General features: G+C 61.9%; 25 protein-coding genes. 14 read left to right on the top strand and 11 right to left on the bottom strand.

The genetic code is table 11. The features are described from left to right. Positions 1-10: 10 nt before the first annotated feature. The 4 genes from QM716_RS18095 (at position 11) to QM716_RS18080 (ending at position 4,429) form a co-directional block, all read left to right on the top strand. The gene (locus QM716_RS18095) at positions 11-994 is read left to right on the top strand and encodes an NADPH:quinone oxidoreductase family protein (RefSeq protein WP_283305388.1); all 984 of its coding nucleotides are present in this window, start codon (positions 11-13) and stop codon (positions 992-994) included. A gap of 80 nt (positions 995-1,074) precedes the next feature. Further along, complete coding sequence (locus tag QM716_RS18090) at positions 1,075-2,274, top strand: acetyl-CoA C-acyltransferase (protein WP_283305387.1); 1,200 nt, start codon at positions 1,075-1,077, stop codon at positions 2,272-2,274. Continuing rightward, entirely contained in the window at positions 2,271-3,056 is a 786-nt protein-coding gene (locus QM716_RS18085) for a RhlG family 3-oxoacyl-ACP reductase (protein ID WP_283305386.1), read from the top strand. Before QM716_RS18090 ends, QM716_RS18085 begins: the two co-directional genes overlap by 4 nt. Before the next feature lie 173 nt (positions 3,057-3,229). After that, entirely contained in the window at positions 3,230-4,429 is a 1,200-nt protein-coding gene (locus QM716_RS18080) for a glycoside hydrolase family 183 protein (RefSeq protein WP_283305385.1), read from the top strand. A 22-nt stretch (positions 4,430-4,451) separates the two neighbouring features. Here QM716_RS18080 and QM716_RS18075 read toward each other — a convergent pair whose 3' ends face one another. From QM716_RS18075 to cuyB, 5 genes are all read right to left on the bottom strand, one after another. Beyond that, complete coding sequence (locus tag QM716_RS18075; RefSeq protein WP_283305384.1) at positions 4,452-6,491, bottom strand: YhgE/Pip domain-containing protein; 2,040 nt, start codon at positions 6,489-6,491, stop codon at positions 4,452-4,454. A 133-nt stretch (positions 6,492-6,624) separates the two neighbouring features. Continuing rightward, entirely contained in the window at positions 6,625-7,221 is a 597-nt protein-coding gene (locus tag QM716_RS18070; RefSeq protein ID WP_283305383.1) for an SRPBCC domain-containing protein, read from the bottom strand. Continuing rightward, entirely contained in the window at positions 7,218-7,421 is a 204-nt protein-coding gene (locus QM716_RS18065) for a hypothetical protein (protein ID WP_502942075.1), read from the bottom strand. The genes QM716_RS18070 and QM716_RS18065 overlap by 4 nt, the downstream gene beginning before the upstream one ends. A 41-nt stretch (positions 7,422-7,462) precedes the next feature. Continuing rightward, complete coding sequence (locus QM716_RS18060; RefSeq protein WP_349307356.1) at positions 7,463-8,146, bottom strand: GntR family transcriptional regulator; 684 nt, start codon at positions 8,144-8,146, stop codon at positions 7,463-7,465. 35 nt (positions 8,147-8,181) lie between these two features. Continuing rightward, positions 8,182-8,913 carry a cysteate racemase gene (gene cuyB, locus QM716_RS18055; protein ID WP_283305381.1) on the bottom strand — a complete coding sequence of 244 codons (732 nt, stop codon included), beginning with the start codon at positions 8,911-8,913 and terminating at the stop codon, positions 8,182-8,184. 369 nt (positions 8,914-9,282) lie between these two features. On the opposite strand from cuyB, the gene QM716_RS18050 reads away from it, so the two are divergent. The 5 genes from QM716_RS18050 (at position 9,283) to QM716_RS18030 (ending at position 14,344) form a co-directional block, all read left to right on the top strand. Next, positions 9,283-9,909, top strand: a complete 627-nt coding sequence (locus QM716_RS18050; RefSeq protein WP_283305380.1) for a type 1 glutamine amidotransferase — start codon at positions 9,283-9,285, stop codon at positions 9,907-9,909. A 119-nt stretch (positions 9,910-10,028) separates the two neighbouring features. Beyond that, positions 10,029-11,198 (top strand): glycoside hydrolase family 183 protein, encoded by a 1,170-nt coding sequence (locus tag QM716_RS18045; protein WP_283305379.1) that lies wholly within the window; start codon positions 10,029-10,031, stop codon positions 11,196-11,198. Positions 11,199-11,220: 22 nt separating this feature from the next. Next, positions 11,221-12,483, top strand: coding sequence for a helix-turn-helix transcriptional regulator (locus tag QM716_RS18040; RefSeq protein ID WP_283305378.1), 1,263 nt, complete (start codon positions 11,221-11,223; stop codon positions 12,481-12,483). A gap of 149 nt (positions 12,484-12,632) precedes the next feature. After that, the gene (locus QM716_RS18035; protein ID WP_283305377.1) at positions 12,633-13,721 is read left to right on the top strand and encodes an S-(hydroxymethyl)mycothiol dehydrogenase; all 1,089 of its coding nucleotides are present in this window, start codon (positions 12,633-12,635) and stop codon (positions 13,719-13,721) included. Continuing rightward, complete coding sequence (locus tag QM716_RS18030) at positions 13,718-14,344, top strand: MBL fold metallo-hydrolase (protein ID WP_283305376.1); 627 nt, start codon at positions 13,718-13,720, stop codon at positions 14,342-14,344. The genes QM716_RS18035 and QM716_RS18030 overlap by 4 nt, the downstream gene beginning before the upstream one ends. Before the next feature lie 48 nt (positions 14,345-14,392). Here QM716_RS18030 and QM716_RS18025 read toward each other — a convergent pair whose 3' ends face one another. Next, positions 14,393-15,349 (bottom strand): phosphotransferase enzyme family protein, encoded by a 957-nt coding sequence (locus QM716_RS18025; protein WP_283305375.1) that lies wholly within the window; start codon positions 15,347-15,349, stop codon positions 14,393-14,395. Positions 15,350-15,437: 88 nt separating this feature from the next. After that, positions 15,438-15,929, bottom strand: a complete 492-nt coding sequence (locus tag QM716_RS18020; protein WP_283305374.1) for an Lrp/AsnC family transcriptional regulator — start codon at positions 15,927-15,929, stop codon at positions 15,438-15,440. Between the two features lie 138 nt (positions 15,930-16,067). Between QM716_RS18020 and QM716_RS18015 the strand changes: the two genes are divergently transcribed. Genes QM716_RS18015 through QM716_RS18005 form a run of 3 tightly spaced genes read left to right on the top strand, consistent with a single transcriptional unit; the run spans position 16,068 to position 19,550 of the window. Then, a complete protein-coding gene (locus QM716_RS18015) occupies positions 16,068-16,799 on the top strand; it encodes a cyclase family protein (protein ID WP_283305373.1) in 732 nt (243 codons plus the stop codon). Then, entirely contained in the window at positions 16,796-18,061 is a 1,266-nt protein-coding gene (gene kynU, locus QM716_RS18010) for a kynureninase (RefSeq protein WP_283305372.1), read from the top strand. The genes QM716_RS18015 and kynU overlap by 4 nt, the downstream gene beginning before the upstream one ends. A 55-nt stretch (positions 18,062-18,116) precedes the next feature. Then, positions 18,117-19,550: an amino acid permease gene (locus QM716_RS18005; protein WP_283305371.1), complete on the top strand. Its 1,434-nt coding sequence runs from the start codon at positions 18,117-18,119 to the stop codon at positions 19,548-19,550. Positions 19,551-19,563: 13 nt separating this feature from the next. Here QM716_RS18005 and QM716_RS18000 read toward each other — a convergent pair whose 3' ends face one another. Then, positions 19,564-20,250 (bottom strand): dienelactone hydrolase family protein, encoded by a 687-nt coding sequence (locus QM716_RS18000; RefSeq protein WP_283305370.1) that lies wholly within the window; start codon positions 20,248-20,250, stop codon positions 19,564-19,566. Between the two features lie 56 nt (positions 20,251-20,306). Between QM716_RS18000 and QM716_RS17995 the strand changes: the two genes are divergently transcribed. Both QM716_RS17995 and QM716_RS17990 read left to right on the top strand, forming a co-directional pair. Next, entirely contained in the window at positions 20,307-20,573 is a 267-nt protein-coding gene (locus tag QM716_RS17995) for a hypothetical protein (protein WP_283305369.1), read from the top strand. A gap of 580 nt (positions 20,574-21,153) precedes the next feature. Then, the gene (locus QM716_RS17990; RefSeq protein WP_283305368.1) at positions 21,154-22,320 is read left to right on the top strand and encodes an alkane 1-monooxygenase; all 1,167 of its coding nucleotides are present in this window, start codon (positions 21,154-21,156) and stop codon (positions 22,318-22,320) included. Positions 22,321-22,330: 10 nt separating this feature from the next. Here the strand turns inward: QM716_RS17990 and QM716_RS17985 are convergent, their stop codons facing one another. The 3 genes from QM716_RS17985 to QM716_RS17975 all read right to left on the bottom strand — a co-directional run bounded on the left by QM716_RS17985 (position 22,331) and on the right by QM716_RS17975 (position 24,947). Next, positions 22,331-23,257 carry a hypothetical protein gene (locus QM716_RS17985; protein WP_283305367.1) on the bottom strand — a complete coding sequence of 309 codons (927 nt, stop codon included), beginning with the start codon at positions 23,255-23,257 and terminating at the stop codon, positions 22,331-22,333. 101 nt (positions 23,258-23,358) lie between these two features. Further along, positions 23,359-24,276 (bottom strand): nuclear transport factor 2 family protein, encoded by a 918-nt coding sequence (locus QM716_RS17980; RefSeq protein ID WP_283305366.1) that lies wholly within the window; start codon positions 24,274-24,276, stop codon positions 23,359-23,361. A gap of 32 nt (positions 24,277-24,308) precedes the next feature. Further along, a complete protein-coding gene (locus tag QM716_RS17975) occupies positions 24,309-24,947 on the bottom strand; it encodes an NAD(P)-dependent oxidoreductase (protein WP_283305365.1) in 639 nt (212 codons plus the stop codon). Positions 24,948-24,963 lie beyond the last annotated feature (16 nt).

Genomic DNA, 24,963 nt, shown 5'->3' with positions numbered 1-24,963 from the left:
GAGAATTGCTGTGAAGGCTTGGCGCGTCAACGAACTCGGTGAACCCCGCGATGTACTCGCATTGGAGGAGATCGCGGATCCCACCCCCAATGCGACGGAGATGTTGGTGAAGGTGCTGGCGGCTCCGGCCAACTTCCCCGACGTCCTCATGTGCCGCGGTGAGTATCAGATCAAGCCGCCGCTGCCCTTCACCCCTGGAGTCGAACTGTGTGGTGAAGTGGTCTCGGTCGGTGAATCGGTGACCAAGTTCGCGGTGGGGGACCGTGTGATCGGTAACCCGAGTCTGCCGTCCGGCGGATTCGCCGAGTACTCGGTGCTGGATCAGAGCAACACGTTCCCGGCGCCGTCGGCTCTCGACGACGCGGAAGCCTCCGCGCTGAGTATCGGCTATCAGACGGCGTGGTTCGCTCTACATCGCCGCACGCGGCTGCTCGAAGGCGAAACCTTGTTGGTGCACGCCGCTGCGGGTGGTGTGGGTAGTGCTGCAGTGCAACTCGGTAAGGCTGCAGGCGCCAAGGTGATCGGTGTTGTCGGTGGGCCGGACAAGGCAGAGTACGCGCGCAAGCTCGGGGCAGATCTGGTCGTCGACCGTCACAGTGAGGACTTCGTGGCAGCGGTCAAGGAGTTCACCGGCGGCAAGGGCGCCGACGTGGTCTTCGATCCGGTCGGCGGCGATGCCTACGCGAAGTCCACCAAGTGCATCGCCTTCGAAGGACGGATCGTCATCATCGGCTTCGCGGGTGGCACGATTCCGCAGCCGGCTCTCAATCATGCTCTCATCAAGAACTATTCGATCATCGGTCTGCACTGGGGGCTGTACAAGGCCTACAACCAGCAGGCCATCGACGATTGCCACGTCGAGCTCACCAGGCTCGCCGATGCCGGCCTGGTCAAACCACTGATCAGCGAGCGATTGTCGTTGACGGACGTTGCCGACGGTATCGGTCGCCTCGGCGACGGCACCACTGTCGGTCGCGTCGTGTTCCAGCCCTGATTCTTTGCTGTGCGCCTTTATTAACCCCTGGTGGTTAATAAAGGCGCACAGCACTTCGTGTTCGACGAAAGGTTTCCCCGATGAGGCAAGCTGTCATCGTTTCCACCGCCCGTACCCCGATCGGTAAGGCGTACCGCGGCGCGTTCAACAACACTCAGGCTCAAGAGCTTGCTGCGCATGCCATTTCGAATGCAGTGCAGCGCGCGGGCCTCGAGGGCGGTGAGGTCGAGGACGTCGTCCTCGGCGCCGCGTTGCAACAGGGATCTTCCGGAGGCAACGTCGCTCGGCAAGCTGTGCTGCGGGCCGGGCTTCCGGACTCGGTTTCCGGAATGACGATCGACCGTCAGTGCTCGTCCGGGCTCATGGCCATCGCAACCGCCGCCAAGCAGATCGTGGACGACGGAATGCAGATCGCGATAGGCGGCGGCGTCGAGTCGATCTCGTTGGTACAGAACGATCACATGAACAACTTCCGCGCGGCTGATCCGTGGCTGAAGGAAAACAAGCCGTCGATCTACATGCCGATGCTGCACACTGCCGAGATCGTCGCCGAGCGCTACGGAGTCACCCGTGAGCAGCAGGACGAGTTCGCGCTGATCTCGCAGCAGCGGACCGCAGCGGCACAGGACGCAGGTCGGTTCGACCTCGAGATCGTCCCGCTGCCCTCGATCAAGCAGGTACAGGACAAGGAGACGGGGGAGATCCGCAGCGAGTCCGTGACGCTGACCCGGGACGAAGGCAACCGCGCTTCCACCACGTTGGAGGGGCTGGCGAGTCTGCGACCGGTTCTGGCCGACGGGACTGTCAGTGCTCATTCCTCCATCACTGCGGGTAACTCTTCTCAGCTCTCCGACGGTGCTTCGGCGTCGGTGCTGATGGAGGCAGGGGAAGCGGAACGCCGCGGTTTGGCTCCTCTTGGTATCTACCGTGGCATGGCTGTCGCCGGTTGCGCTCCCGACGAGATGGGAATCGGCCCGGTGTTCGCGATTCCCCGTCTGCTCGACCTGCACGGACTGAAGGTCGACGACATCGATCTCTGGGAACTCAACGAGGCCTTTGCTTCTCAGGCCCTGTACTGCCGCGACAAGCTCGGGATCGATCCCGAGAAGTACAACGTCGACGGGGGCGGTATCTCCGTGGGCCATCCGTACGGAATGACGGGTGCTCGTTTGGTCGGCCATGCACTCCTGGAAGGCAAACGGCGCGGAGCCAAGCTCGTCGTCGTGACCATGTGCATCGGCGGCGGCATGGGCGCTGCCGGGCTTTTCGAGGTCGCATGAGCTTGATCGAGGGACTGTTCGACGTCAGTGGAAAGACTGTCGTGGTCACCGGTGGATCACGCGGTATCGGATACATGATCGCTCGCGGATTTGTCGAAGGCGGAGCGACGGTCGTCATTTCGGCCCGAAAAGCCGAAGCATGTGACGAAGCCGCGCGGGAGCTTTCCAAGTTCGGCACCTGCATCTCGCACCCGGCCGATCTGTCCACCGACGAGGGGATCGAGAGCCTCGCTGCGAAGGTCGCGGAGATTTCGCCGACGCTCGACGTGCTGGTCAACAACGCCGGTGCCACGTGGGGTGCTCCCGTCGACGATTTTCCGGCTGCCGGCTTCGACAAGATTTTCGACATCAACGTCAAGGCGATCTTCCTCTTGACTCAGAAGCTGTTGCCACAGTTGCGTTCTGCTGCCACTTCGGAAGATCCCGCGCGCGTGATCAATATCGGATCGATCGACGGGCTCGTGGTTTCGGGTTCGGAGAACTTCTCGTACGGAGCCAGTAAGGCTGCGGTGCACATGTTGACGCGCAAGTTGGCGGCAACGCTTGCGGGGGAGCAGATCACGGTCAATGCCATTGCACCGGGTCCGTTCCCGTCGAAAATGATGGCCTTCCTTCTCGAGGACGAGCAGAGCGCAAAGGCTGTGGCGGACTCGGTCCCGTTGGGTAGGGTCGGAACTCCCCAGGATGCCGCAGGTCTGGCTATCTTCCTGGCTTCGCGTGCCGGGGCTTATCTGACCGGGACGGTGATCCCACTCGACGGCGGTACGAGCGGAACGCGCTGACCAACTGACCGATTCCCTCTGTCCGAAAAGGCCTGAAAGTCTGAACTACTATGACTTTCAGGCCTTTTCGTGTCTTTGTCTGATTGGGCTATCTGTGACTGCAGTTGCTAGATTGTCCGAGGTTCGGGGGGAACGACGACGACAACACCAACAATCCCGGCCTTGGGGGAGTCATGTTTCGCGTGAGGAGATCGTTGGGGGTGTCCGGGATAGTCGCTGCGGTTGCAGTTGCTGCCGTCACGGCGGTGGCTTCGCCGGCGGCTGCGGCGCCGGGATGCGTCGGAGTGAGTGGTGTCGGTAGTACCGGAGGGCCGGCCAATGCGGCGCCGTGGCTCAACGGCAACACCGGAGGGTTGCCTGGCCTGTCAGGGCGCACGGTCGCGATCGAGAAAGTCACCGGAACATACAGTCCCAACAAAACTGTCGATCGCTTCAACGTACTCGGCACCGACCTGGGCATCATGTGGGACAACGGTGCCGGTCAGATTCTGACCGCTTTCGGTGACACCACCGGGCTCAGCCGCAACCCCGCCTGTGACGGTTTGGTGGGCGAGTGGCGAAGCAATGTACTTTTCCGCAGCTCGGACCAGGTACTGGCCGACGGGATGCGTATCGACAGTGCGCCGATGGACGGCACCGGTCAGGCACGCGAGATCATCTCCGGTCTGAAGATTCCGGGCGTCGAGGCTTCCAGTATCCCCACCAGCGGCATCGCCGTGAACGGTGTGCAGTATCTGAGCTACATGTCGGTGCGCAACTGGGGTGAGGCTGGGCAGTGGAGCACCAACTACTCACAGATTGCGACGTCGTCCGACAACGGCGAAACCTGGACGACGCGTCCGGAAACGCTGCGCCCCAACATCGGTGGTGTTCTTCCCGCCGGTGTCGGTCCCGTTGCCGGTAGTGAGAACTTCCAGATGAGTTCGATGGTGAAAGACGGCGGGTTCGTCTACAACTACGGAACGCCCGCAGGACGATCCGGAGAGGTTCGGCTTTCTCGCGTCTCCGAGGGTTCGATACTCGATCTTTCCGCCTACGAGTACTGGAACGGAAGTGGCTGGATCCGCGCCGATCCTGCTGCGGCCGTACCCGCCATGGACGGCCGCATCGGTGAGGTCTCCGTTCAGTACAACGAGTTCCTCGGCAAGTTCGTGGCGATGTACGCCGATGCGTTCAGCTCGATCGTGATGCGAACCGCTCCCAGTCCGGTCGGTCCGTGGACGGCACCGGAAACATTGGTCAATCTGGTCGAGGTTCCCGGTATCTACGCGGCATACATCCACCCGTGGTCCAGCGGTTCGGATCTGTACTTCCTTGCCACCACGTGGGCCGACTACAACGTCATGTTGATGCGTACGACGCTCGTACGCTGATCCGATTCACGTTCGCGCCGACTCACGTTTGCGTTGGCTGGAGGTACACGATCTCCTCGGTGATCGGCGCGTCGTCGTCGGCGTCGGTCTGCGGTTCTTGTCGGCGGCGCCACCAGATGGTGAACAGGACAGCTCCGATCACCAAGGCAGCCAGAGCGAGGACTGCCAGCCAGAATTTCGGGCCGTAGTATCCGACAAGGACCATGCGCATCGCGTTGCGCGCCCACGTGAGTGGCATCAGAGCGTGCAGCCACTGCAGGACCGTCGGCATCTGTTCGATGGGGTACACCGCACCGAACGCGAAGATCTGAATCATCAAGGCGCCCAGAGCGATAAAGGTTCCGTTGACGGCTCCGAACACAACGGTGAAGAGCCTGCCCGAGCTGACGGCGGCGGCGCCCACCAGGAGCATCACTGCGATCATCGCCAGGACACTCGGTGGTTCGACGTTTGCCACGGTCAGTGAGACCACCGACAACACGAGTGCCGCAACCAAGGTGACCAGGGCGGGAATGCGGTAGCGGCGCAGCCCCTCACGCACCACGCTCGTGTGCGAGTTCAGGGAACGTCCGCGTCGAGGACGGACGACGAACCACGTGAGAATTCCGCACAGGAACAATGCCACCGAGATCACGGCTGGGACGGCTCCCGGTCCGAAACCAGCTGCGGGATTGTTGTTCCGCGCGTCGACGGCAACGGGTGAAGACAGCAGATTGGCCGTGGTGGCACGTTCGTCGTCCGAGAACTGCGGCACCTGGGCGGCGCCGTCGGACAAACCGGTCGCCAGTTCGGCGCTACCCGCGTCGAGCTCGCCGACGCCGGCCGCGAGCTGACCGAGACCGTCACGGAGCGCAATATTTCCGACGTCCAGCTGCCCGAGGCCTGTGGAGAGTTCCTGTGCGCCGGTAGCGAGTTGGCCTGCGCCGTCGGACAGTTGGCCGAGTCCTGTGTTGAGTTCACCTGCGCCTGCCGCCGCTGCGAGCAGGCCACCGCGGTAGTCACTGCTCGGATCGGTGAGTTGCCGCGAAATCTCCCGCGCACCGTCGCGAAGCTGACCGAGCTGAGCGATCACGTCGTCGCCGGACGGTTGGGTAGTCAAGGAGGCCCGCAGTCCGCCGAGTGCTTCGACGAGTCCGGCGGAGACCGGATCAGTCGAGTTTCTCAGCATCGACGTGAGGGCGTCGATCTGACCGACGACGGCGTCGGAGGACCCGGCGAGATCGAGTACCGGGGTGGTGACCATGTCGACCACTTCGCTGATCTGACGAGCACCCGCGCCGAGTTCGGCGGTTCCCCCGACCAACTGGTCGAGGCCGCTGCTCAGCTCGCCCGAACCCGCAGCAGCTTCGTTTGCTCCAGCGGCCAACTCGCCGGCCCCGGCGGCCAGCTCCTTGCCGCCCTGATTTGCTTCACCCATACCGGTGGCCAGTTCCTGGCTTCCGGCGTAGAGCTCGTTGGTTCCGGCAAGCGCTTCGGAGGACCCGTCCGAAAGCTGTTGTGCGCCTGCCGCGGCTTCGCCGAATCCTGTTCCGAGTTCACCCAACCCGACCAGCACCTGGTCGATGGACTGCTCACCGATCGACTCCGAGACCGCGGAGCGCACCTGAGCGACGATGCTTTCACCGACCGGGCCGGCGACCAGGCTGTTGTAGTCGTTGTACAAGACGTCGAGCTCGGCTTTACGGCCCGAACCCGACGCGGCACTGGCCACGTCCGCGCTGAACGTCTTGGGGATGGCAACGGAGAAGTAATAGGTGCCGTCGTTGACGCCGTCGGCTGCTTCCTGTTCCGAAACGACCTTCCACGCAACGTCACCGCTCTCGACGAGCGCGGCAACAACGTCATCGCCGGCCTGCAGACGTGTTCCGTCGAGTTCTGTGCCCGCATCCGCGTTGACGATGGCGACGGGCAAGCGGTTGACCGTGTCGCCCGGATCCCACAGTGCCCACATGTAGAACGCCGCAATCGACAGTGGTGCGATGACGAGGACAGCGAGAACTGTCCGGATGATGTGCGTGCGTCGCGTCGTGGCCGCGTTGTCGACTACGGGTTGGGGCGCCATGTGGAGCTCTCTTCTCGTGGACCGAAGCAGTTGTGGCACGAAAGAAAGCCACCAGAACTGCTGGACATACGTCCAGCTCGGTCACGATACAAAGCAAACGGCCATCCTGTGACCGTTTTCGAAGAATTGGGCGTTACTGGGCGCCGTGCTCTGCCTCGATCTTTGCCCACTCCCACCCGCGAAAGTTGGCCAGACGAAGCTCCTCGGCTTCGTCGAAGGTGTACCACTCGGTGCTCGGCGCATCGGGGAGAGTGCCGCGCAGGTATTCGCCGAGGTAGTGAATCGGGCCTTCCCATCCGGTTCCGACGCCGTAGCAGCCGGTGTCCGGGTCGTTGCGGAAAACATCGGCTACGGAGGCGTGCTCCAACTCGAGCCAGGTGCTGTCGGGTCCGTCTGCGGTCAGCCGGATCTCGACCTGATCGCTGTATCCGCGATCGCCGGGCGGCGTCCATTGCAGTCGCAGCAGATGCGGAGCGTCGCAGGCCAGAATCTCTCCACTCGCCTGGCCTTCGAAAGCATATGAGCCGCCCACCTGGAAGTCTCCGCTCACGGGAAGGAAGAAACGGTTGATGCGGTCTGGGGTCGTGATGGCGTCCCAGACGTCGTCGATCGATGCGGTGTAGCGCCGCTCGAGTACGGCTGTTCGAGCCGAACCTTCGGCGATTTCGCGGTTGCCCATGCTCCGCCCCACCGCGGTGAGGCTGGTGTCTTGGTTTGCGATCTCGGTCATTGTGAGTCCCCTTCGTCGGAAGAATTCGATTGTGAAGATCCGCTCCGTTCGGAGCCGCGTCGTTTCCCGCGTGCGAGTTCTGTAGCCAAGGCGTCGAGAGGGCCGCTCCGGAACTGCCGGAATCCGTCGAGCCATTGGTCCACTTCTTGCAATGGCGCGGGCTCGACGGCATAGAGACGCCCGGTGCCTTCGCTGCGCACGGTGGCGAGTATAGGCAAGAACCGAAGCTTGCACTCCGGCGTCAGTCCGAGAGGGCGAACTCGTCAGCGTCGAAGAGTTCGCCGATCAGACCGCCGAGATGGCGTCGATGTTCGGCCGACAATGTCGCTGCCGCCTCGGCATCGTGGTCTGCACACAGGTCGATCAGCTTGTTGTGATGGTCGACGGAGTCCTGGCTGCCGAGAAGACTCGAAAACTTGCGGTGGTAGATGCGGTGAATTTGTGGGTGAACTTGGTGGATCAGCTTCTTCAACAGCGGATTTGCCGCAGCATCGATAATGACGCTGTGTAGGCGATCGTCCGCGATCAGGGCCCGGCCTATGTCGTTTCGCTTGACGGCGGCAGCGAAGTCCTTGTTGGCGGAACGCATTGCCACGATCATCTCGTCGGTGAGATTCGGTACGGCGGTTACGACGGCCAGTTGGTCGAGAGCCTCGATGACCGCGAGTGTTGCCTCGACGTCGCCGCGGTCGAGGGTTGTGATGCGCGTGTACGCACCGGGTTTCGCTTCCACGAGTCCGGTGTCGACAAGCCTTGCCAGTGCTTCGCGGACCGGAGTTCTGCTCAAGCCCAGATACTCGGCGAGCTCGCTGTCCTTGATCTTCGATCCCGGTGCCAGTTCACCGGTGACGATCGCTTCGCGAATGCGTTCGAGAGCGATGTCGCTCATTCGTGCTCGCTCAACCGGTTTACCGCCACGCAACATACTGGATATCGTACTCTCCAGGCGCCTGCCGCTGGTCAGCCCGAGTGCGCCGTCGAAGGATATATCCGTGCATCCGCAACGCGCAGGAGCAGCGCGCGGGCGAGAATTGTTGCCGGATCGATCATCTGACAGGTTGTGGCATCGGCAGGCAGTCCGAGTGGAATCTCGGTGCATCCGGCCACGACTACCTGCGCGCCCGATTCGGCGAGAAGATCGGCGGCCCTGACGAGCTTGTCGGTGGTCTCGCGTCCGACGTTGCCGCTCTTGATGGCTCGGATTGCCGGCATTACCAATTCATCCTGGATCGCCGGTTCGGGTAGCAGGACGTCAATCGAGTATTCCGACAGCCACTGTTGATACAACCCGGTGCGGACCGTTCCCGTGGTGGCCAAGAGTCCGACGGACGTCACGGCCGGTGAGAGTGTCCGGATGTGCCGCGCAACTTCGTCGATCATGTGGACGACGGGAAGTCCCAGTTGGGACGAGATGCCGGGCAGGAAGGCATGGGCGGTATTGCACGGGATGGCGAGCGTCGTCGCGCCCGACTCTCGGAGGACGCGCGCACCGCGGATCAGCCAGGGAGTGGGGTCCGGGCCGTTCTCGGTGAGTGCCAATGTCCGGTCGGGAACGGTGGGATCGGCCCAGATGACAACTTTGGGGTGCTCCTGATCCGTCGAACCTGGTGTCAGGGCAACGAGTTTGGAGTAGAAGTCGGCAGTAGCGGCGGGTCCCATGCCTCCGAGTATTCCGATGACGGGTTCGCTCATGGCCGTCGGAGAGTTGGCGCTCTGCCGTATTCGTTGCACCTTCATATTGCCATCCAACCTTTCGCATCCAATATATTGGATACTCGTAATGCTGACTACAGTGAAGGAGGTCGGAGGTAGTTGTCAAGTAAGGCGCAGCGTTCCCGGAACTGCGAAGTTCGAAATCTCGCTCGATCAGCAGGGGTTGGGTTCGCCGATCTTGACCGCCGAGAGCACGGCTTCGATTTCGATGTGCCTTATGTCGAATAGAACCATAGGCTTTCGGCACCGGATTCGAGAGGAATTGTCTACATGCATTTTCTGGAACTACGACACGCGCAGTGCGAACCCCCAGCGGCGTATTCGCCTGTCCTGGAGAGCTATGGAGATGTGCAGACTGTTCTTCTGGGCACCGACCCCCTTCCGGCGCATCGACGGTTCGACGCCGTGATCGTGATGGGTGGGCCGATGGGCGTCGGCGATCAAGGCGAGGTCGAGTGGCTGGCGTCCGAGATCGAGTACATTCGCGATCTGGTCGAGAATGATGTCCCGGTGTGGGGAGTGTGTCTGGGTTCGCAGTTGCTCGCCGCGGCGCTGGGTGCTCGCGTCTACACGGGAGCGGTGCCCGAAGTCGGAGTTGAGGACATCACCTTGACTGTCGAGGGTCGGCAAGATCCGGTGTGGGGAGACCTGCCTTCCACATTCCCTGCAATGCAATGGCATTCGGATACCTTCGACATTCCGGACGGCGCGATACGGCTCGCTGGTTCTGCCAAGTATCCGAATCAACTCTTCCGATACAAGCAGAGTTACGCCGTTCAGTTTCACCTCGAAGCGTCCTCCGCGGTGGCGCGCGAATGGATGGAACTGGCCGAGTATCGCGACTCGCTGCATGCTTCGCTGGGAGCAGACGGTCCGCGCATCTTCATGCAGCAGCTGGGTGCTGCCGAAGCTCAGGGGTTGGAGACAGCGGCGGCAGTCATGGAGAAATGGTTGAAATCCATCTCCATCAAATAAGCCCGTTTTGTCTAGCTTGACCGATTTACCTGTTACCTTGTGTTCTCGTGGGTGGATGAACCGATCCGGTCGAGCAACACACCTCGTAGAGTCCGGATCTCCCCCGCGAAAGGGGAGCGATGCGCCGGATACGGAAGATATCGACAGCAGCAGTGACGTGTGTACTTGCGTCGACCGCGGTCTTAGGGGCAACCCAAGCGCATGCATCCCCGTGGGATTGCAATGTCACCGGCAGCTTCGATCAAACAGGCGGGCCGACCAATCCGATTCCCTGGCTCAACGGAACGGACGGGAAACTTCCGGAACTGCAGGGCCGCACCTCTGCGGTCGAGTACATCACGGGAGCGCTCAGCCCCAATCAAACCGTTGAGCGGTTCAACGTCCTCGGTACGGATCTCGGCATCATGTGGGACAACGGCGCAGGTCAGGTCCTGACAGCTTTCGGTGACACCGTCGGCATCGGATCTGATCCTCTGTGCTCCGGGGTGGTCGGTGACTGGCGCAGCAACGTCCTGTTCCGTAGCTCGGACGGAAATCTGTCCGACGGCATGAACATCGACTCCTCACCGACCGACCGACCGAATCACTCACGCGAGATCATCGGAAGTCTGAAAGTCACCGGCGTCGAAACCAGCAGCATTCCGACGACGGGTATCTCCGTGGGCGGCGTTCAATACGTCAACTACATGTCGATTCGGTCGTGGGGTGGATCGGGCGAGTGGGTCACCAACTTCTCGCAGATCGCGTCCTCGCACGACAACGGTGAGACCTGGCAGATCGAACCGGCCTCGTCCCGGCCGAATCTACCGTTGACGGGTAACGACAACTTCCAGATGGGATCCTTCGTCAAAGACGGTGGTTACGTCTACAACTTCGGTACCCCAGCCGGACGTTTCGGCGAGGGGCGCCTTTCGCGGGTGAAGGAAGCCTCCATCGCGGATGTCGCGGCGTACGAATACTGGGACGGAAAGGCATGGGTCCCCAACAATCCCGCTGCCGCGGCGGTAGTTCTCGACGGGGACGTCAGTGAACTGTCGGTGCAGTACAACAACTATCTCGGCAAGTTCGTCGCGATGTACTCCAACGAGTGGGGCGCACTGGTGCTGCGGACGGCGTCGGATCTGACCGGACCGTGGAGCGCACCGGACGTCGTGATCGGCACCGACGCGGTTCCGGGACTCTACGGCGCGTACATGCACCCCTGGTCGCAGGGGCAGGACCTCTACTTTCTCGCTACCACGTGGTCCGACTACAACGTGATGCTCATGAAGACCACGCTGCACCAGTGAACCGGATGGTTATCGTTGAACGGTGAGCACCACCGACAACGCGCTACTGATCACCGCCCTTCGAGACGTGTTGGTGGGACCACTACCCGAAATCGGCCGACGATTTTCGACGCTGATCGCGGACATGGCGCCGCACGCCTCCCTGGTGATCTTCACTCGAGAGTGCACCGGTAGGCCGCGCAAGGTCGCCGGGGACCCTGCCGTCGTCGATCGTGTGACTATCGCCGAACTCGACCGTATCCGTACGGAACTCGCTGTCGGACAGATCTTTCGAGGGAAGTCTGCCATTGCCGGCCGCGAGCGTGAAGTGCTCGCGATGCTCGATCGAACAGACACCCTCCTCGTGCTCACGCCGCACCCCGGACCGGTGAAGGCGGCATCCCTCGAATTGATCCAGGCACTGTTCGCGGTGACTGCAACCGGAATTCAGCTCCAGGTGCGGAACGCGAGCCCGGCATACTTGGCCGAGTCGCGGGCGGCGTCGTCCGAGCGAGCACGCACCGTCGCGGAGATGACCGAGGTGCATGCGGCCACCCTCGAGACGATGCTGGCGACGCTGCGCTCGGCGGATCTCGACGACACACGTGCGCGAACCTCGGCCAGGGAGACTGCGGCTTCGGCTCTGATCGGGTTGCGTTCGGCCGTCGACGTGCACCGCGAGTTGGCCGAAGAGTCGACCACCACGGCTTTTGCGCGGATGCGTGGGGAATTGCGTTCGCTGCTCAAGCATCGAGAAATCGCGTTGGAGTTGGTGGAGCCACCCGTCGACGGGCGTGGGCTACCCGGCGAAGTTGCGCACGGCGCCCGAGCCGTGGTTCGCGGCGCGGTGTTGGCTTTGTCGGATCAGCAGGCGCTCTCGCGTATACGGGTGGCGTGGACCCTCGACGCGGCTTCGCTCTCGATCGACATCCGCGACGACGGCGGCGGTGAAGCCGACGTGGTTGACGTGGAGCGCCAATTACGTTCGCGGGTAGAGACTTTGGGTGGAACCGTCGAATCCGAGTCGACGCCTGGGTGGGGGAGCCGGATCAGCGCAACTATCCCGCTCGACGCCCCCGTCGCCCTACCGAACCGCGACGTCCTCACCGAACTGGCGCCGCGGGAGTTCGAGGTGCTCGAGCATTTGGTGGCCGGACGCCGAAACAAGGCGATCTCGGAGCGACTCGGCGTCAGTGAGAGCACGGTCAAGTTTCACGTTGCCGGGATTCTGCGGAAATTGGGTGTCGAGAGTCGGGGTGCCGCCGCCGCTGCGGGCGCCGAGGCCGGCGTGAAGCCCGCGCCCTAGTCCTTTCGGCTAGGTCGGTCAGTCAGTTCGACCAGGGTTGCGGGCACCTGCTTCGGGCTAGCCTTTGAAAGAGTGCACATATCGCAATGTGAAAACACGGCGCCATGTGTCGACACGTCCTCAAATCGCACGAAGCCAGGAGCAAAGCCATGTCACAGCAGGTACGCGGCGTCATCGCCCGATCCAAGGGTGCCCCAGTCGAGATCGTTCCCATCACCATCCCTGATCCCGGCGCCAACGAGGTAGTGGTTGCCATTGCAGCGTGCGGTGTGTGCCATACCGACCTGACCTACCGCGACGGCGGAATCAACGACGAGTACCCCTTCCTGCTCGGGCACGAGGCGTCGGGCATCGTCGAGAGCGTCGGCCCCGGTGTCACTCATGTCGAGGTGGGCGACTTCGTCGTGCTCAACTGGCGTGCCGTGTGCGGGCAGTGTCGTGCGTGTAAGCGCGGCCGCCCGCAGTACTGCTTCGACACGTTCAACGCCGAGCAGAAGATGACGCTCGAAGACGGCACCGAACTGACGCCGGCGCTCGGTATCGGCGCATTCGCAGACAAGACCCTGGTTCACGAAGGCCAGTGCACCAAGGTCGACGCCTCGGCCGATCCGGCTGTGGTCGGACTGCTCGGCTGCGGTGTCATGGCCGGCATGGGCGCCGCTATGAACACCGGCAACGTCGGACGCGGTGATTCGGTGGCCGTGATCGGTTGCGGCGGCGTCGGCGACGCAGCAATCATGGGCTCACGCCTGGCCGGTGCCAACACCATCATCGCCATCGACCGCGATCCCCGAAAGCTGGAGTGGGCCACAGAACTTGGTGCCACGCACACGATCAATGCCACCGAGGTCGACGACGTCGTCGAAGCGGTCCAGGAGCTGACCGGAGGTTTCGGTGCCGACGTGGTTGTCGACGCAGTCGGCCGCCCGGAGACGTGGAAGCAGGCGTTCTACGCCCGCGACCTCGCGGGAACCGTAGTGCTGGTGGGAGTTCCGACGCCGGACATGAAGCTGGAAATGCCTCTGGTGGACTTCTTCTCGCGCGGCGGAGCCCTCAAGTCGTCGTGGTACGGCGATTGCCTGCCCGAGCGTGATTTCCCCGTGCTGGTCGACCTGTACCAGCAGGGGCGTCTGCCGCTCGAGAAGTTCGTCAGCGAGCGCATCAAGTTAGACGAGGTGGAGAAGGCATTCGAGACGATGCACCGCGGCGAGGTCCTCCGTTCGGTGGTGGTCCTGTGACATTGCGTGTGGATCGTGTAGTCACCTCGGGCACGTTCAGCCTCGACGGCGGAACGTGGGACGTCGACAACAACATCTGGCTGATCGGTGACGACAACGAAGTGGTGATCGTCGACGCAGCTCACACCGCGCAGCCGATCATCGATGCTGTCGGTGGACGCAAGGTGGTCGGAATCGTCTGCACCCACGGCCACAACGACCACGTCACCGTTGCGCCGGAGCTGGCCGAGAAGCTCGACGCTCCGATCTACCTGAACCCGGCCGACGATGTCCTCTGGGACATGACTCACCCCGGGGTGAAGCATCTGAGCTTGGAAGATGATCAGCGTATTGCTGTGGCGGGCACGGATATTCTGGCCATCCACACACCCGGTCATTCGCCGGGGTCGACCTGCCTCTACCTGCCGGAGGCCGGCGAACTGTTCAGCGGCGACACCTTGTTCTCCGGTGGCCCCGGGGCAACCGGGCGGTCGTACTCCGATTTCCCGACCATCATCGGGTCCATTCGCGACAAACTGTTCGCGCTCCCCGCCGAGACCAAGGTCCACACGGGTCACGGCGACGGCACGACGATCGGCACCGAGGCGCCGCATCTCGAAGAATGGATCCGTGCCGGATCCTGATGTGATCAGAACGAAGTGGGGACGCCGGTATCGGAGTCCCCACTTTCGTCACAATGCTGATGCCCAACCGGCGATGTCGTTCTCATCCGGGATCGCCATCAGGCCGTGCCACAACTCGAGGATCTCGAACCATTCTGTCTCGGATCGGCTGAGGGGTCGTACGGATTCGTAGCCGGCACGCAGGCTCTGCCGTACCGCGATCGGTGTCGGTCGCCAATCGGTGAACAGGGTACCCAGATATACGCACGCCTTGGCCAGGTCGCTGACCCGGTGCTCGATCACCACGTCGTCGAAGTCGAGCACTCCGGTGATCTTCGAGTTTCGAATCAGGATGTTGGCTGCCCGGAAGTCGTTATGTATCAGTTGGGTTTGGTCATCGAGCTCGGGTGCCCGCAACAGGAGTACCGCGAGCCTACTCGACGCCTCAGGCGCAAACCCGCGGTCGAAATTCTCCAGCCAACCACCGATGCGCTCCTTCAACCCGGTGCTGCGCGACGAGAACACCGATCCGTCGACGTGGGTGGCGCCGAGCGATCGGTGTATCTCTGCCAGACATGCTCCTGCCGACCGGATCGCCGCGTGGTCCTGCACGTCCAACCAATCTCCCGCCAACTCCGGCAGTACGGTGAATGACACTGCGCACGAAGGGCCTTCCAGAGTCTCCCGGTCCAATCCGTTCAGGGATTTGATCGGCGATGGAACGGGCACACCCTGCCCGGCGAGTGCACTCAGCAGCCGCGTCGACGCCTCCAAATTCGCGAAGCGCTCTGTGGCTCGCGACCACTTCACCACCAGCCCACCTCGGTCGCTCGCAACCCACACAATCGCGTTCTGGTCACTGATCGCCATTCTCGAGCACTCGAGGGCGGCCAGTCCCCAAGTCTGCTCGAGCACCGCCGAGATCCAGTGGGTGGCCGCGCCAAAGCTGTTGAATCCGAATCGCTGCTCCAGCGCGGCTTCCGGCTCTACCGACTCCCAGAGCATGGACAACCCGAGTGGCAACATGTTTTCCGACTCTAGTGGGGGAGAACATCGTTTCGAGGTGTCGATCTCGAGAGCGCCCGAAGGTGCCTTGCTGTTTGCGGCTGGCCGTTCAGTCGCTCTGCCGCAGTTCGCTGAAGATCAGGTTGGTCTGTGTATTGGCGATGGCGGGGTCGTTGAGGTGCGCGCTGACGAAATCGCGAAGCCGAGTGGGGGATTCACACGACACGTGCACCAGGAGATCACGGTCCCCGCTCATCAGGAACACTCGCTGAACGGAATCCAATCCGCTCAGGTGCTCGGCAATTTCCGTCATCCGACTCCTGGCGTGGGAGTGAATCAGAATCGACACCATCGCCGAGATCTCGAGGCCGAGTAGCTCGAGGTCTATGTCTGCGTGAAACCCCTTGATGACGCCCGATTCGCGTAGAGCGCGCATCCGCGCCAGAGCGGTCGACGGCGCTATCCCGACCTTTTCGGCGAGTGCATTGTTGGGGATGCGTGCATCCCGGACGAGTTCGCGGAGAATGGCCGTATCGACGTCGTCGAGCCGAACATGATTCGGCCTCGCCGCGGCAGCTGCCCGTTCGATCGCATTTATCATCCGATTTCTCCCTGCCGTCGCGAAAATATTCAGCAACTATTGACCGCGCCCGTCGATGATTCTAGCTTTTGCCAAACACATCGAATTATCAAACGGTCGAGATCGACACAGTCGACTGTTACGGACGAAGGGGTCTGGATGCTTCCGAGGATCGGCCGACACACGGGCGACTGGAGGGCACGGTTGATCGACATCAGCCCGCCGATCTCCGAATCGACGCCCGTGTGGCCAGGCGATACTGCCTTCACCCGAGCGGTCACGTCAGACCTCGGCGGCAGTGACGCCGTCACCATCAACCGAATCACCACCACTCCGCATATCGGTGCTCACGCCGACGCGCCAGCGCACACCCGCGTCGAGGGCGCGACCATTGGTTCCGTTCCCCTCGAGCCCTATCTCGGCGAGGCCCTGGTGGTTGACATGACAGTGGTCGACATGACGAGGGTCGACGGTGCCGCCTCCATCAGGCCCGTCGAAGAGACTGTGGAGCGACTCGGCGGCCATCTGCCGCAGCGGCTGATTCTGAGGACTTATCCGCAGTACCCGCGCGAGTGGGACAACGACTTCGCCGGTGTTTCTCCTGAGCTGACCCACTGGTTCGCCGACCGCGGTGGAGTTCTGATCGGAATCGACGGCGCCTCGTTCGATCCGATGGACAGCAAGACCATGGACGGGCACCACGCGGCAAGCGATCGTGGCGTCGCGATCCTCGAAGGACTTTGCCTCGACGACGTCGACGAAGGCTATTACGAGTTGATCGCACTGCCGCTGAAGTTCCTCGACCTCGATGCCAGCCCGGTACGCGCCGTGCTCCGGACTCTGCCTTCATCGCTTTCAACGCCGACACATGCAGGAGAAGAATCGTCATGACATCGACAACCACCCTTTCGCTGGAAGACTGCGTCAAGGCGGACGCACTGGATCCCTTGAGGGAGTTCCGCCGCGAGTTCGCGATTCCGGAGGGCGTCCTCTACTTCGACGGGAACTCGCTCGGCGCGCGTCCCGTTGCTGCACAGGAATGCGCCGCGAGAGTGATCGGCGAGGAATGGGGCAACGGCTTGGTTCGGAGTTGGAACGAGGCCGGATGGTTCGACCTGCCCGTCCGTCTCGGTGACAAGCTTGCTCCGCTGCTGGGGGCAGGTGAAGGCGAAGTGGTAGTAACGGATTCGACGTCGATCAACCTGTTCAAGGCATTGGCCTCCGCACTGTCCATCGCGGCTGCGCAGGATCCCAGCCGGAAGGTGATCGTCTCCGAGCGAGACAATTTCCCCACTGACCTCTACATTGCGGAGGGCATCATCTCGCTGCTCGATCAGGGATACGAACTACGCCTGATCGACCAACCGGGCGACCTCGCCGAGGTGGTAGGGCCGGACACCGCCGTGGTGATGCTGTCGCACGTCAACTATCGCACCGGAAACCTGTATGCGATGACGGAAGTCACTGCAGCAGTGCAGGAATGTGGTGCGCTCATGATCTGGGACCTCGCACACTCTGCCGGCGCCGTGACTGTCGATCTGGGCGGCGCCGACGCCGACTTCGCGGTCGGATGTACGTACAAGTACCTCAACGGTGGTCCGGGTTCACCTGCATTCATCTGGGTCAACCGTCGTCATCAGAACACCGGAATCCAGCCGCTGTCCGGGTGGTGGGGGCACGCGCGACCGTTTGCGATGGAGTCGGCCTACGAACCGGGCGCAGGAATACGACGGTTTCTGAGTGGTACTCAACCCATCACGTCGTTGTCACTCGTCGAATGTGGTCTCGACATCGCGCTCAAAGCTGACATGGCAGACATCCGTAGCAAGTCGCTCGCGCTGGCTGATCTCTTCATCAGCCTCGTCGAGGATCGTTGCGCTGCCTACGGTTTGGAGTTGATCACGCCTCGCGAGCACGAGCGTCGTGGCTCGCACGTGAGTTTTGTTCATCCCGAGGGTTATTCGATCATGAAGGCTCTCATTGCGCGGGGCGTCATCGGTGACTACCGCGAACCAGGAGTGTTGAGGTTCGGTATCACTCCGCTCTATCTCGGATACGCCGACGTGTGGAACGCCGTCGACGTGTTGCGAGACATCCTCGAGAGCAAGTCCTGGGATCGCCCCGAATTCCGCGAGCGCGACGCAGTCACCTGATTCTTCTTCCAAGTTTCCGCGGACCGGGAGGTGCCGCCTTTCGCAAGGAGCTTTCATGAGTGATTTCAAAAACATCCAGCAACGAGAATCAGGTCTCAAACGCGAACTCGGTCCCAAACAGATGAGCATGATCGCGCTCGGCGGTGCAATCGGCACCGGACTCTTCCTCGGCAGTAAGTTCGCCATCGGATTTGCCGGGCCGAGCGTCATCATCAGTTACGCGATCGGCGGGTTGATCGCCCTCCTGCTGATGGGCGCCCTCGCCGAAATGACTGTCGCGCATGCGACATCGGGTTCGTTCGGTGCCTACGCAGAGTTTTACGTCGGACCGTTGATCGGCTTCCTCGTCCGTTATCTCTACTGGTCGTGCATCGTCCTCGCGGTCGGTACCGAGGTCACCGCGATCGGTGAATACATGCAGTTCTGGTTCGCCGACGTACCGTCGTGGCTGTGGATCGTGTTGTTCTCCGGAGTGCTGATCGGGGTGAACATGTTCAACGTCAAGGCCTTCGGGACGATGGAGTACTGGTTCTCGACGATCAAGGTATTCGCGATCGTGGCTTTCATCGTGATGGCTGCGTATGTCGTGTTCGGTAGCGGAAACCCTGACTATGGATTCCACAATTACACGGCGGGTGGCGGATTCTTTCCGAATGGTTTGTCCGGCATGTGGTTTGCGGTGATCGTGTCGATCTTCAGTTACTTAAGCATCGAGATGATCGCCATTGCGGCCGGTGAGGCAGAAAACCCGGCAGTGGCGGTGAAGAAAGCGTTCCGCGTGACGATCGTCCGGCTGTTCGTCTTCTACATCGCAACGCTTGCCCTGATTCTGGCGATCGCTCCGATGGACAAGATATTGAGCGGCGGAAGCCCCTTCGTCACGGTGATGCAGGTCGTGAAGATTCCGGGCGCAGACAGTGTGCTGAACTTCGTGGTGATCATTGCCGCGCTGTCCGCGATGAACAGTCAGCTGTACGTGTCTTCGCGAATGATGTTCTCGCTCTCCCGTGCTGGTGACGCGCCGGCTATCCTCGGCAAGGTCAGGGCCAATGGCTCACCGGTCAACGCCTTGCTGTTGTCGACGTCGGGTATCGCCGTCGCGACAATCGTCTACGTTCTCTTTCCCGAGCAGGCATTCACCTTGATGATCTCGCTGTCGATGTTCGGGGCAATGGCGACGTGGCTGCTGATCTTCGTGACGCACTGGTTCTTTCGTAAGCGGATGGCAAGCGAAGGACGGACACTTTCCTTCACGATTCCGTTCTTCCCGGTGGGCACGATCCTGGGCGGTGTGCTCATGGTCGCGATCCTCGTCACGACGTTGTGGGTCGAGGATTTCAAGATGACCTTGGTATTCGGGGTACCGTTTGTCCTCGCCGTGATCGGCATCTACTACTTCACCCGCCCACGTCGGGCACAGAGTCGAGCGGTGACGGCTGAACAGGTTCAGGACGAGATCACCGGCACGGTGGTCAAGCGGGTGCCCTGACTCGCGTTGGGAATCACAGGGTTTCGGCAAAGAACTCCATAGTGCGAGTCCATGCGAGGGCAGCAGAATCCGGTGCGTAGTGGTTGGCCGAAGTGTCGTTGTTGAACGCGTGGCCGGCTTCGGCATAGCGGTACACCCGGGCGAGGTCGGAGGCGGTTGCGCACAGTTGCTCGACGCTCTCGGGTGGGATGCTCGGATCCAGGTCGCCGTAATGGCCGAGCCATGGGACCTGCAGTTGCGCAGCGAGTTCGGTGCCTGCTGCGATCCCATCCCACCGGGATTCTGCGACGCCGCCACCGTAGTAGGTAACGGCAGAATCGACGAGGGGCACCGCGGCGCACCACAGTGACGCGGTGCCGCCCATACAGAATCCGAGGGAGCCGACCTTGTCTGCTCCCCCGGATCGGCTGTAGTCGACAGCGGCACGTACGTCGTCGCCGATGCTTGTGCCGTCGAGCGCCATGAGCGCGTCCTTGGCGGACGGAAAGTCGGTGAAGGACGTCTGTGCGCCGCGGTGGTAGAGGTGCGGAGCCACGGCAAGGTAGCCGGCGTCGGCGAGACGCTCGAGGATGCTCTCGATATGCTGGTTCACGCCCCACGCCTCTTGGAGAACCACTACCGCATGTATCGGTTCACCCGGCGAATCCGGTCGGCTGACGGTGAGCGGTACGTCACGTGTGGTCGTCGTGAAAGTTCCCATGTCCCGACTGTAGGCGAGTCCAGACTGTCGATGAACGGTCGAATTAGACTCGTCGAATGTTCAGTTCCGACATCACCGGCCTCGGCGGTGGCGGCAACAAGATCCGAACGCTGCAGTACTCCTGCGCTCAGGCTTTGGCCGTCGGCGCGACGAGGGCTCATCACGCGATGCAACTTCTACGTGTTCGTGTCGAGTATGCCGACGTGATCGCGAACAACAAGTGGATTCACATCTCACTCGGAGACGCACCCGGCCCATTCTCGGTTCAGCAGCCCACCGGTGCGATCGGCAATTTGGTCGTCAACGAGCTCGGGTTGGCGTAAGGCCCGGCGTTCCGACCAATTACACCGACGCCGGATACGAGTCCCATCCGATGGAGCAGTTGGCCGACACGTTTTCGGACTGCCGTCGAGCGTCACCGATTTTGTGACCGCCAGCGGTTGGTTGAACCGAGTGAAAACGAAGGCGTTCGCAACGCTCTGACGCTTGCTCACCATTCGACTGCGCGCCCGCAACTGAACAGTTGAGGGCGCGCAGTCTTTTTCGTTGCCAGGGGCAAGGAGAAACGCGTCCTCTGCTTATGATTTCTGTCACTAACGGTTACCGTTACTTCGGCGATGCCGACGCGGATTGATCTTGCCGCGGCAGGGATCTCCGGCCCTCGACTGAGCGCGGAGGTGGTCTCCATCCCTGCAGATCGATGGTGTATTTTGTCCATATCCACTGTCGGGGTGAACAGTGATGTGCGGGGGAGTTTTCATTGAGCACAAGCGTTCGTGCCATCTTTCGGGCACAGTGATCACGGGTTCGGGACCATACCCGTCCGGCCGTGAGTTCTGGTTTGCTGAGCGTGAACGGTGCGTGGGGCGAACCGCTCGAGGGGACGAAAGGCGAGATCGGCGAATGACAGCGACTTCCGATGCACGGCGTACCGAATCGAACGCTGTCCAGAACACAGACTCGCCGTCCGCCGAAAACCCGCGCTGGCGCGACCGCAAGAGGTACCTGTGGCCGCTCGGATTGCTGATCCCGCTCAGCCCGTTCATATCCTGGTTTCTCGTCGACAACCTTCGTCTCGGATTGTTCTGGGCGACCGGCGCGTGGCTGTTGGTCATTGTCATCCCGATCATCGACATGCTGGCCGGTGAAGACGGCGAAAGTCCGCCGGACGATGCGATCCCCGGACTGCAGAAGGACCGCTACTACCGCTGGTGCACTTACGCGTTCCTCCCCTTGCAATACGCCGGTCTGGTCTTTGCCTGCTGGTGCTGGATCAACGCTCCGATGGGAATCGCGGAGAAGATCGCGATGTCCTTCACAGCGGGCGTCGTCGCCGGCGTCGGTATCAACGCAGCACACGAACTCGGTCACAAGAGCGAGAAGATCGAGCAGTGGCTCGCGAAAGTGGCGCTTGCACAATCCCTGTACGGGCATTTCTACGTCGAACACAACTTCGGCCACCATGTACGTGTAGCTACTCCGCAGGACCCGGCCAGCTCGCGGTTCGGTGAGGGCTTTTGGAGGTTCTTGCCACGAAGTGTGGTCGGCGGGCTGCGTTCTGCCTGGCGTATCGAGAGCGCTCGACTCCAGCGGAAAGGCAAGCGAACCTGGAGTTTCGAAAACAACGTCCTCAACGCATGGGCGATGAGCGTTGTCCTCTTCGCGACGCTCATCGGCATCTTCGGTTGGGAGGTCGCACCCTGGCTGCTGCTGCAGGCATTCGTCGGATTCACCTTCCTCGAAGCCGCGAACTACCTCGAGCATTACGGCCTGTTGCGTGGCAAGCGTGCCGACGGCTCGTACGTGCGCTGCAGCCCTGCAGACAGTTGGAACAGCGATCACGTGGTGAGCAATCTGTTCCTCTATCAGTTGCAGCGACACAGCGACCACCACGCCAACCCGAAGTTGCGATACCAAAGCTTGCGTAGCGCAGCCGAGGCGCCGCAACTTCCGGCCGGCTATGCGGTGATGATCGTGATCGCGTGGATTCCGCCCCTGTGGCGTCGGGTGATGGATCAGAGATTGTTGGACTACTACGACGGCGATGTAGAACGGATCAACGTCGGATAATTGCAGTCGGCTATGCAACGCGCTCGACGATCTCGGGTGACGCCTGCAATGGCACGTGTCCCTCGATCGAGATTCGTTGGCAACCGTCTACATCGATGAGTACCGGAATCCGTTCGGTATAGCCCGGCTCTGCACGCGTCAGGGTGGTGCCGACAGTAATTCGAGCCACTTCCGAGCATGCGTCGGCCCGGGGTAGGTATGCGAACGATTCGCCGAAGCTCTCGCTCAGTTGTGTCGCGCCCGCGAAGACGACTTCGCCGTCTGCCTCCGCGGAGTACCGACAGATGCCGCCGCTCACCGAGTAGCGCTCGGCGACCAGATGTTGTTCACCGATCGTGGGCGTCAACCGAACAGTGCCGCACCCGATCCGTTGGAGAACCGCATCTGAGGTAAGCGAAACGATGTGCTCGGTCCGCCTGACTTCGTCAAGCTTCTCGATCTCGACCAATCCTCCCAGCTGCTGGAAGCCACATTCGTCGACCGGATAAGACGGGCGCACGATACGTCCCTGTGCGTCGATCAACCACAAATCCTCGATCGGCGCCATGCTCGCAACTGGGCAGCTGCCCTGATCCCGACGTCGACCCTCCGACGGTGCATTGAGCTTCGCGACGGCAGCGGTGAAATCCCCCTCCCACTGGTGCTCGAAGAAGTTGGTCGTGAGATTCGCGGTGATCGAGGGGCCGAACGATTCGTCGCAGGTGACTGCCGCCGCGGGCTCGAAATCCGGTGGCACCGTTCCGCTGCGAAACCAATGCGCTTGTGCGATCTCAGGCGGCGGTTCGATACCCGGATACTGGCCTTCGGCAGGGAGATTGCAGACTGCGGATTCGCCTATTTCGGCGTGCGGTCGTGCGATCACCGGCTCGCGGGCATGTGTGCATCCGCTGGAAACGCACAGCAGGAGCGCGATTGCGATCGAAGGTCGCAGGGGCATGGGTGAACGGTACCGTCGAATGTGGCTGCGCAGACGGCACGATGGCGGGAGTCAGCTCCCGCCATCGTGCCTGTGCTCAATTAGCTTGTGTTGCGAAAGCCTCAGCGACCGTCGTCCCACACGGTGTTACCGCTTGCAGTCGTCGACGGGTAGTCCTGGACGGCGTCCCAATGTTCGACGATCTTGCCGTTCTCGTCGAAGCGGAAGATGTCCATCGAGCCGCTGCCAGCCGTTCCTTCACCGGACGACGCGAAGGTCTGAACGAAGACGAAATCTCCCTCGGCTACCGTTCGCGGAAACTTGGTCGCCTTGTCTCCGGTAACGGGTTCGATCCCGGCCAGTGCCGTGACAAACGCGTCCTTACCGTCTGCGAACGAGGGGTTGTGCTGCGTGTAGGTCGGGCCGACCAGCTGGTCGGCAGCCTCGGCGGCTTTGCCTTCGTTGAAGGCGAGCTGCAGGAATGTCAGGGCGTTGGCCGTGTTGCGCTCCAATACCTCTGACGTCTTGGACGGCGACGAGGTGGGGCCGTCGAACATCGTGTTCGGATTCGCGGACGTTTCCGGCACGTCCTGAATGGCGTCCCAGTGTTCGACGATCTTGCCGTTGTCGACGCGGAAGATGTCGAACACGGCCTGGCCGCGGTCGCCGGGTGCAGAAGTGGTGTGAGACTGGAGGGCAACAAGATCGCCCTCGGCGAAAACGCGAGTGATCTCGGCATGCAACCCGGGCGTGGCCTCGACGTAACCGCCTATCCCGCTGACAAATCCGGCTGCCCCGTCGGCAGCGGTGGGGTTGTGCTGGATGTAGACATCGCCAATGTACCGGTCGGCGGCTTGCTGAACCTGACGGCCGTTGAACGCCAGTTCGTAGAAATCCGTGACGATGGTCTTGTTGGATTCGAGTTGATCGCCCTGTCCGGCAACAACATTTGTGGACGTCGTAGAACTGCTGGGCGTTGCGGGTTCCGCGTCGGTGGAGCATGCGGTGAGCAGGAGGGCGGCGGCAGCGGGAACAGTCATCCAGGCTGCGCGCCTACGAAGGTTGCCCATGCTCAGTGTGCGACGGTGAAACGCTGGCGACGGTGAGCCGGAGTCTCGATCTCGTCGACAAAAGCGTGTGCGTAATCTTCGCCCGCGATAGCGGAATTGCCCTCGGCGTCCGTCAGGAGAATGTCGCCACCCACCTGGAAGGATCCCTTCGGAGCGACGCCCGCGTGGGCGCCGAATGCTGCGGCCGGGCTCACGTAGAACCAGTCGACATTGCTGTCAGTCGCGCGGAGCGCATCGAGCACGTCGGAGTGAGCGAGCGCCTCACCCTTGTATGCGTCCGGGAAGTCGGGGGTGTCGACGACGCGTGGCCCGCTCTCGGCGACCAACAGGCTGCCGGCGCCACCGACTACTGCAATACGAGCACCGTTGCGTGCGGCGGCATCTGCGAGGGGAGTGACGGCGTCGAGCAGGCGCTTGCCGTCGATCTCGCGGGCGGGGATGGCAACGACAACGACGTCGTTGTCCGCCGTGACCTGCTCCACGATCGTGTTGTCGTGAACAGAACCCTGCACGACATTCGTGTCAGTTCCGGACTGCGCACTGCGGGCGACGACGGTTACCTCATGGCCGCGTGAAGTGGCTTCCTTCGAGATTGCGCTTCCTGCAAAACCGTTTCCACCGAATACTGCGATCTTCGACATGGCGTGTGCCTTTCCT

Origin of the sequence: Rhodococcus sp. IEGM 1409 (assembly GCF_030056735.1) — a bacterium.
Classification (GTDB): domain Bacteria; phylum Actinomycetota; class Actinomycetes; order Mycobacteriales; family Mycobacteriaceae; genus Rhodococcus_F.
The sequence above is the reverse complement of the archived record's forward strand: the minus strand, read 5'-3'. Positions and strand labels throughout refer to the sequence as shown.

Bases quoted from the DNA above. Each gene is read 5' to 3' on its own strand.
- QM716_RS18090 (WP_283305387.1), top strand. From the start codon at position 1,075: ATGAGGCAAGCTGTCATCGTTTCCACCGCCCGTACCCCGATCGGTAAG.
- QM716_RS18085 (WP_283305386.1), top strand. From the start codon at position 2,271: ATGAGCTTGATCGAGGGACTGTTCGACGTCAGTGGAAAGACTGTCGTG.
- QM716_RS18080 (WP_283305385.1), top strand. From the start codon at position 3,230: ATGTTTCGCGTGAGGAGATCGTTGGGGGTGTCCGGGATAGTCGCTGCG.
- QM716_RS18075 (WP_283305384.1), bottom strand. From the start codon at position 6,491: ATGGCGCCCCAACCCGTAGTCGACAACGCGGCCACGACGCGACGCACG.
- QM716_RS18070 (WP_283305383.1), bottom strand. From the start codon at position 7,221: ATGACCGAGATCGCAAACCAAGACACCAGCCTCACCGCGGTGGGGCGG.
- QM716_RS18060 (WP_349307356.1), bottom strand. From the start codon at position 8,146: ATGTTGCGTGGCGGTAAACCGGTTGAGCGAGCACGAATGAGCGACATC.
- cuyB (WP_283305381.1), bottom strand. From the start codon at position 8,913: ATGAGCGAACCCGTCATCGGAATACTCGGAGGCATGGGACCCGCCGCT.
- QM716_RS18045 (WP_283305379.1), top strand. From the start codon at position 10,029: ATGCGCCGGATACGGAAGATATCGACAGCAGCAGTGACGTGTGTACTT.
- QM716_RS18035 (WP_283305377.1), top strand. From the start codon at position 12,633: ATGTCACAGCAGGTACGCGGCGTCATCGCCCGATCCAAGGGTGCCCCA.
- QM716_RS18025 (WP_283305375.1), bottom strand. From the start codon at position 15,349: ATGTTGCCACTCGGGTTGTCCATGCTCTGGGAGTCGGTAGAGCCGGAA.
- QM716_RS18020 (WP_283305374.1), bottom strand. From the start codon at position 15,929: ATGATAAATGCGATCGAACGGGCAGCTGCCGCGGCGAGGCCGAATCAT.
- QM716_RS18015 (WP_283305373.1), top strand. From the start codon at position 16,068: ATGCTTCCGAGGATCGGCCGACACACGGGCGACTGGAGGGCACGGTTG.
- kynU (WP_283305372.1), top strand. From the start codon at position 16,796: ATGACATCGACAACCACCCTTTCGCTGGAAGACTGCGTCAAGGCGGAC.
- QM716_RS18005 (WP_283305371.1), top strand. From the start codon at position 18,117: ATGAGTGATTTCAAAAACATCCAGCAACGAGAATCAGGTCTCAAACGC.
- QM716_RS18000 (WP_283305370.1), bottom strand. From the start codon at position 20,250: ATGGGAACTTTCACGACGACCACACGTGACGTACCGCTCACCGTCAGC.
- QM716_RS17995 (WP_283305369.1), top strand. From the start codon at position 20,307: ATGTTCAGTTCCGACATCACCGGCCTCGGCGGTGGCGGCAACAAGATC.
- QM716_RS17990 (WP_283305368.1), top strand. From the start codon at position 21,154: ATGACAGCGACTTCCGATGCACGGCGTACCGAATCGAACGCTGTCCAG.
- QM716_RS17985 (WP_283305367.1), bottom strand. From the start codon at position 23,257: ATGCCCCTGCGACCTTCGATCGCAATCGCGCTCCTGCTGTGCGTTTCC.
- QM716_RS17980 (WP_283305366.1), bottom strand. From the start codon at position 24,276: ATGACTGTTCCCGCTGCCGCCGCCCTCCTGCTCACCGCATGCTCCACC.
- QM716_RS17975 (WP_283305365.1), bottom strand. From the start codon at position 24,947: ATGTCGAAGATCGCAGTATTCGGTGGAAACGGTTTTGCAGGAAGCGCA.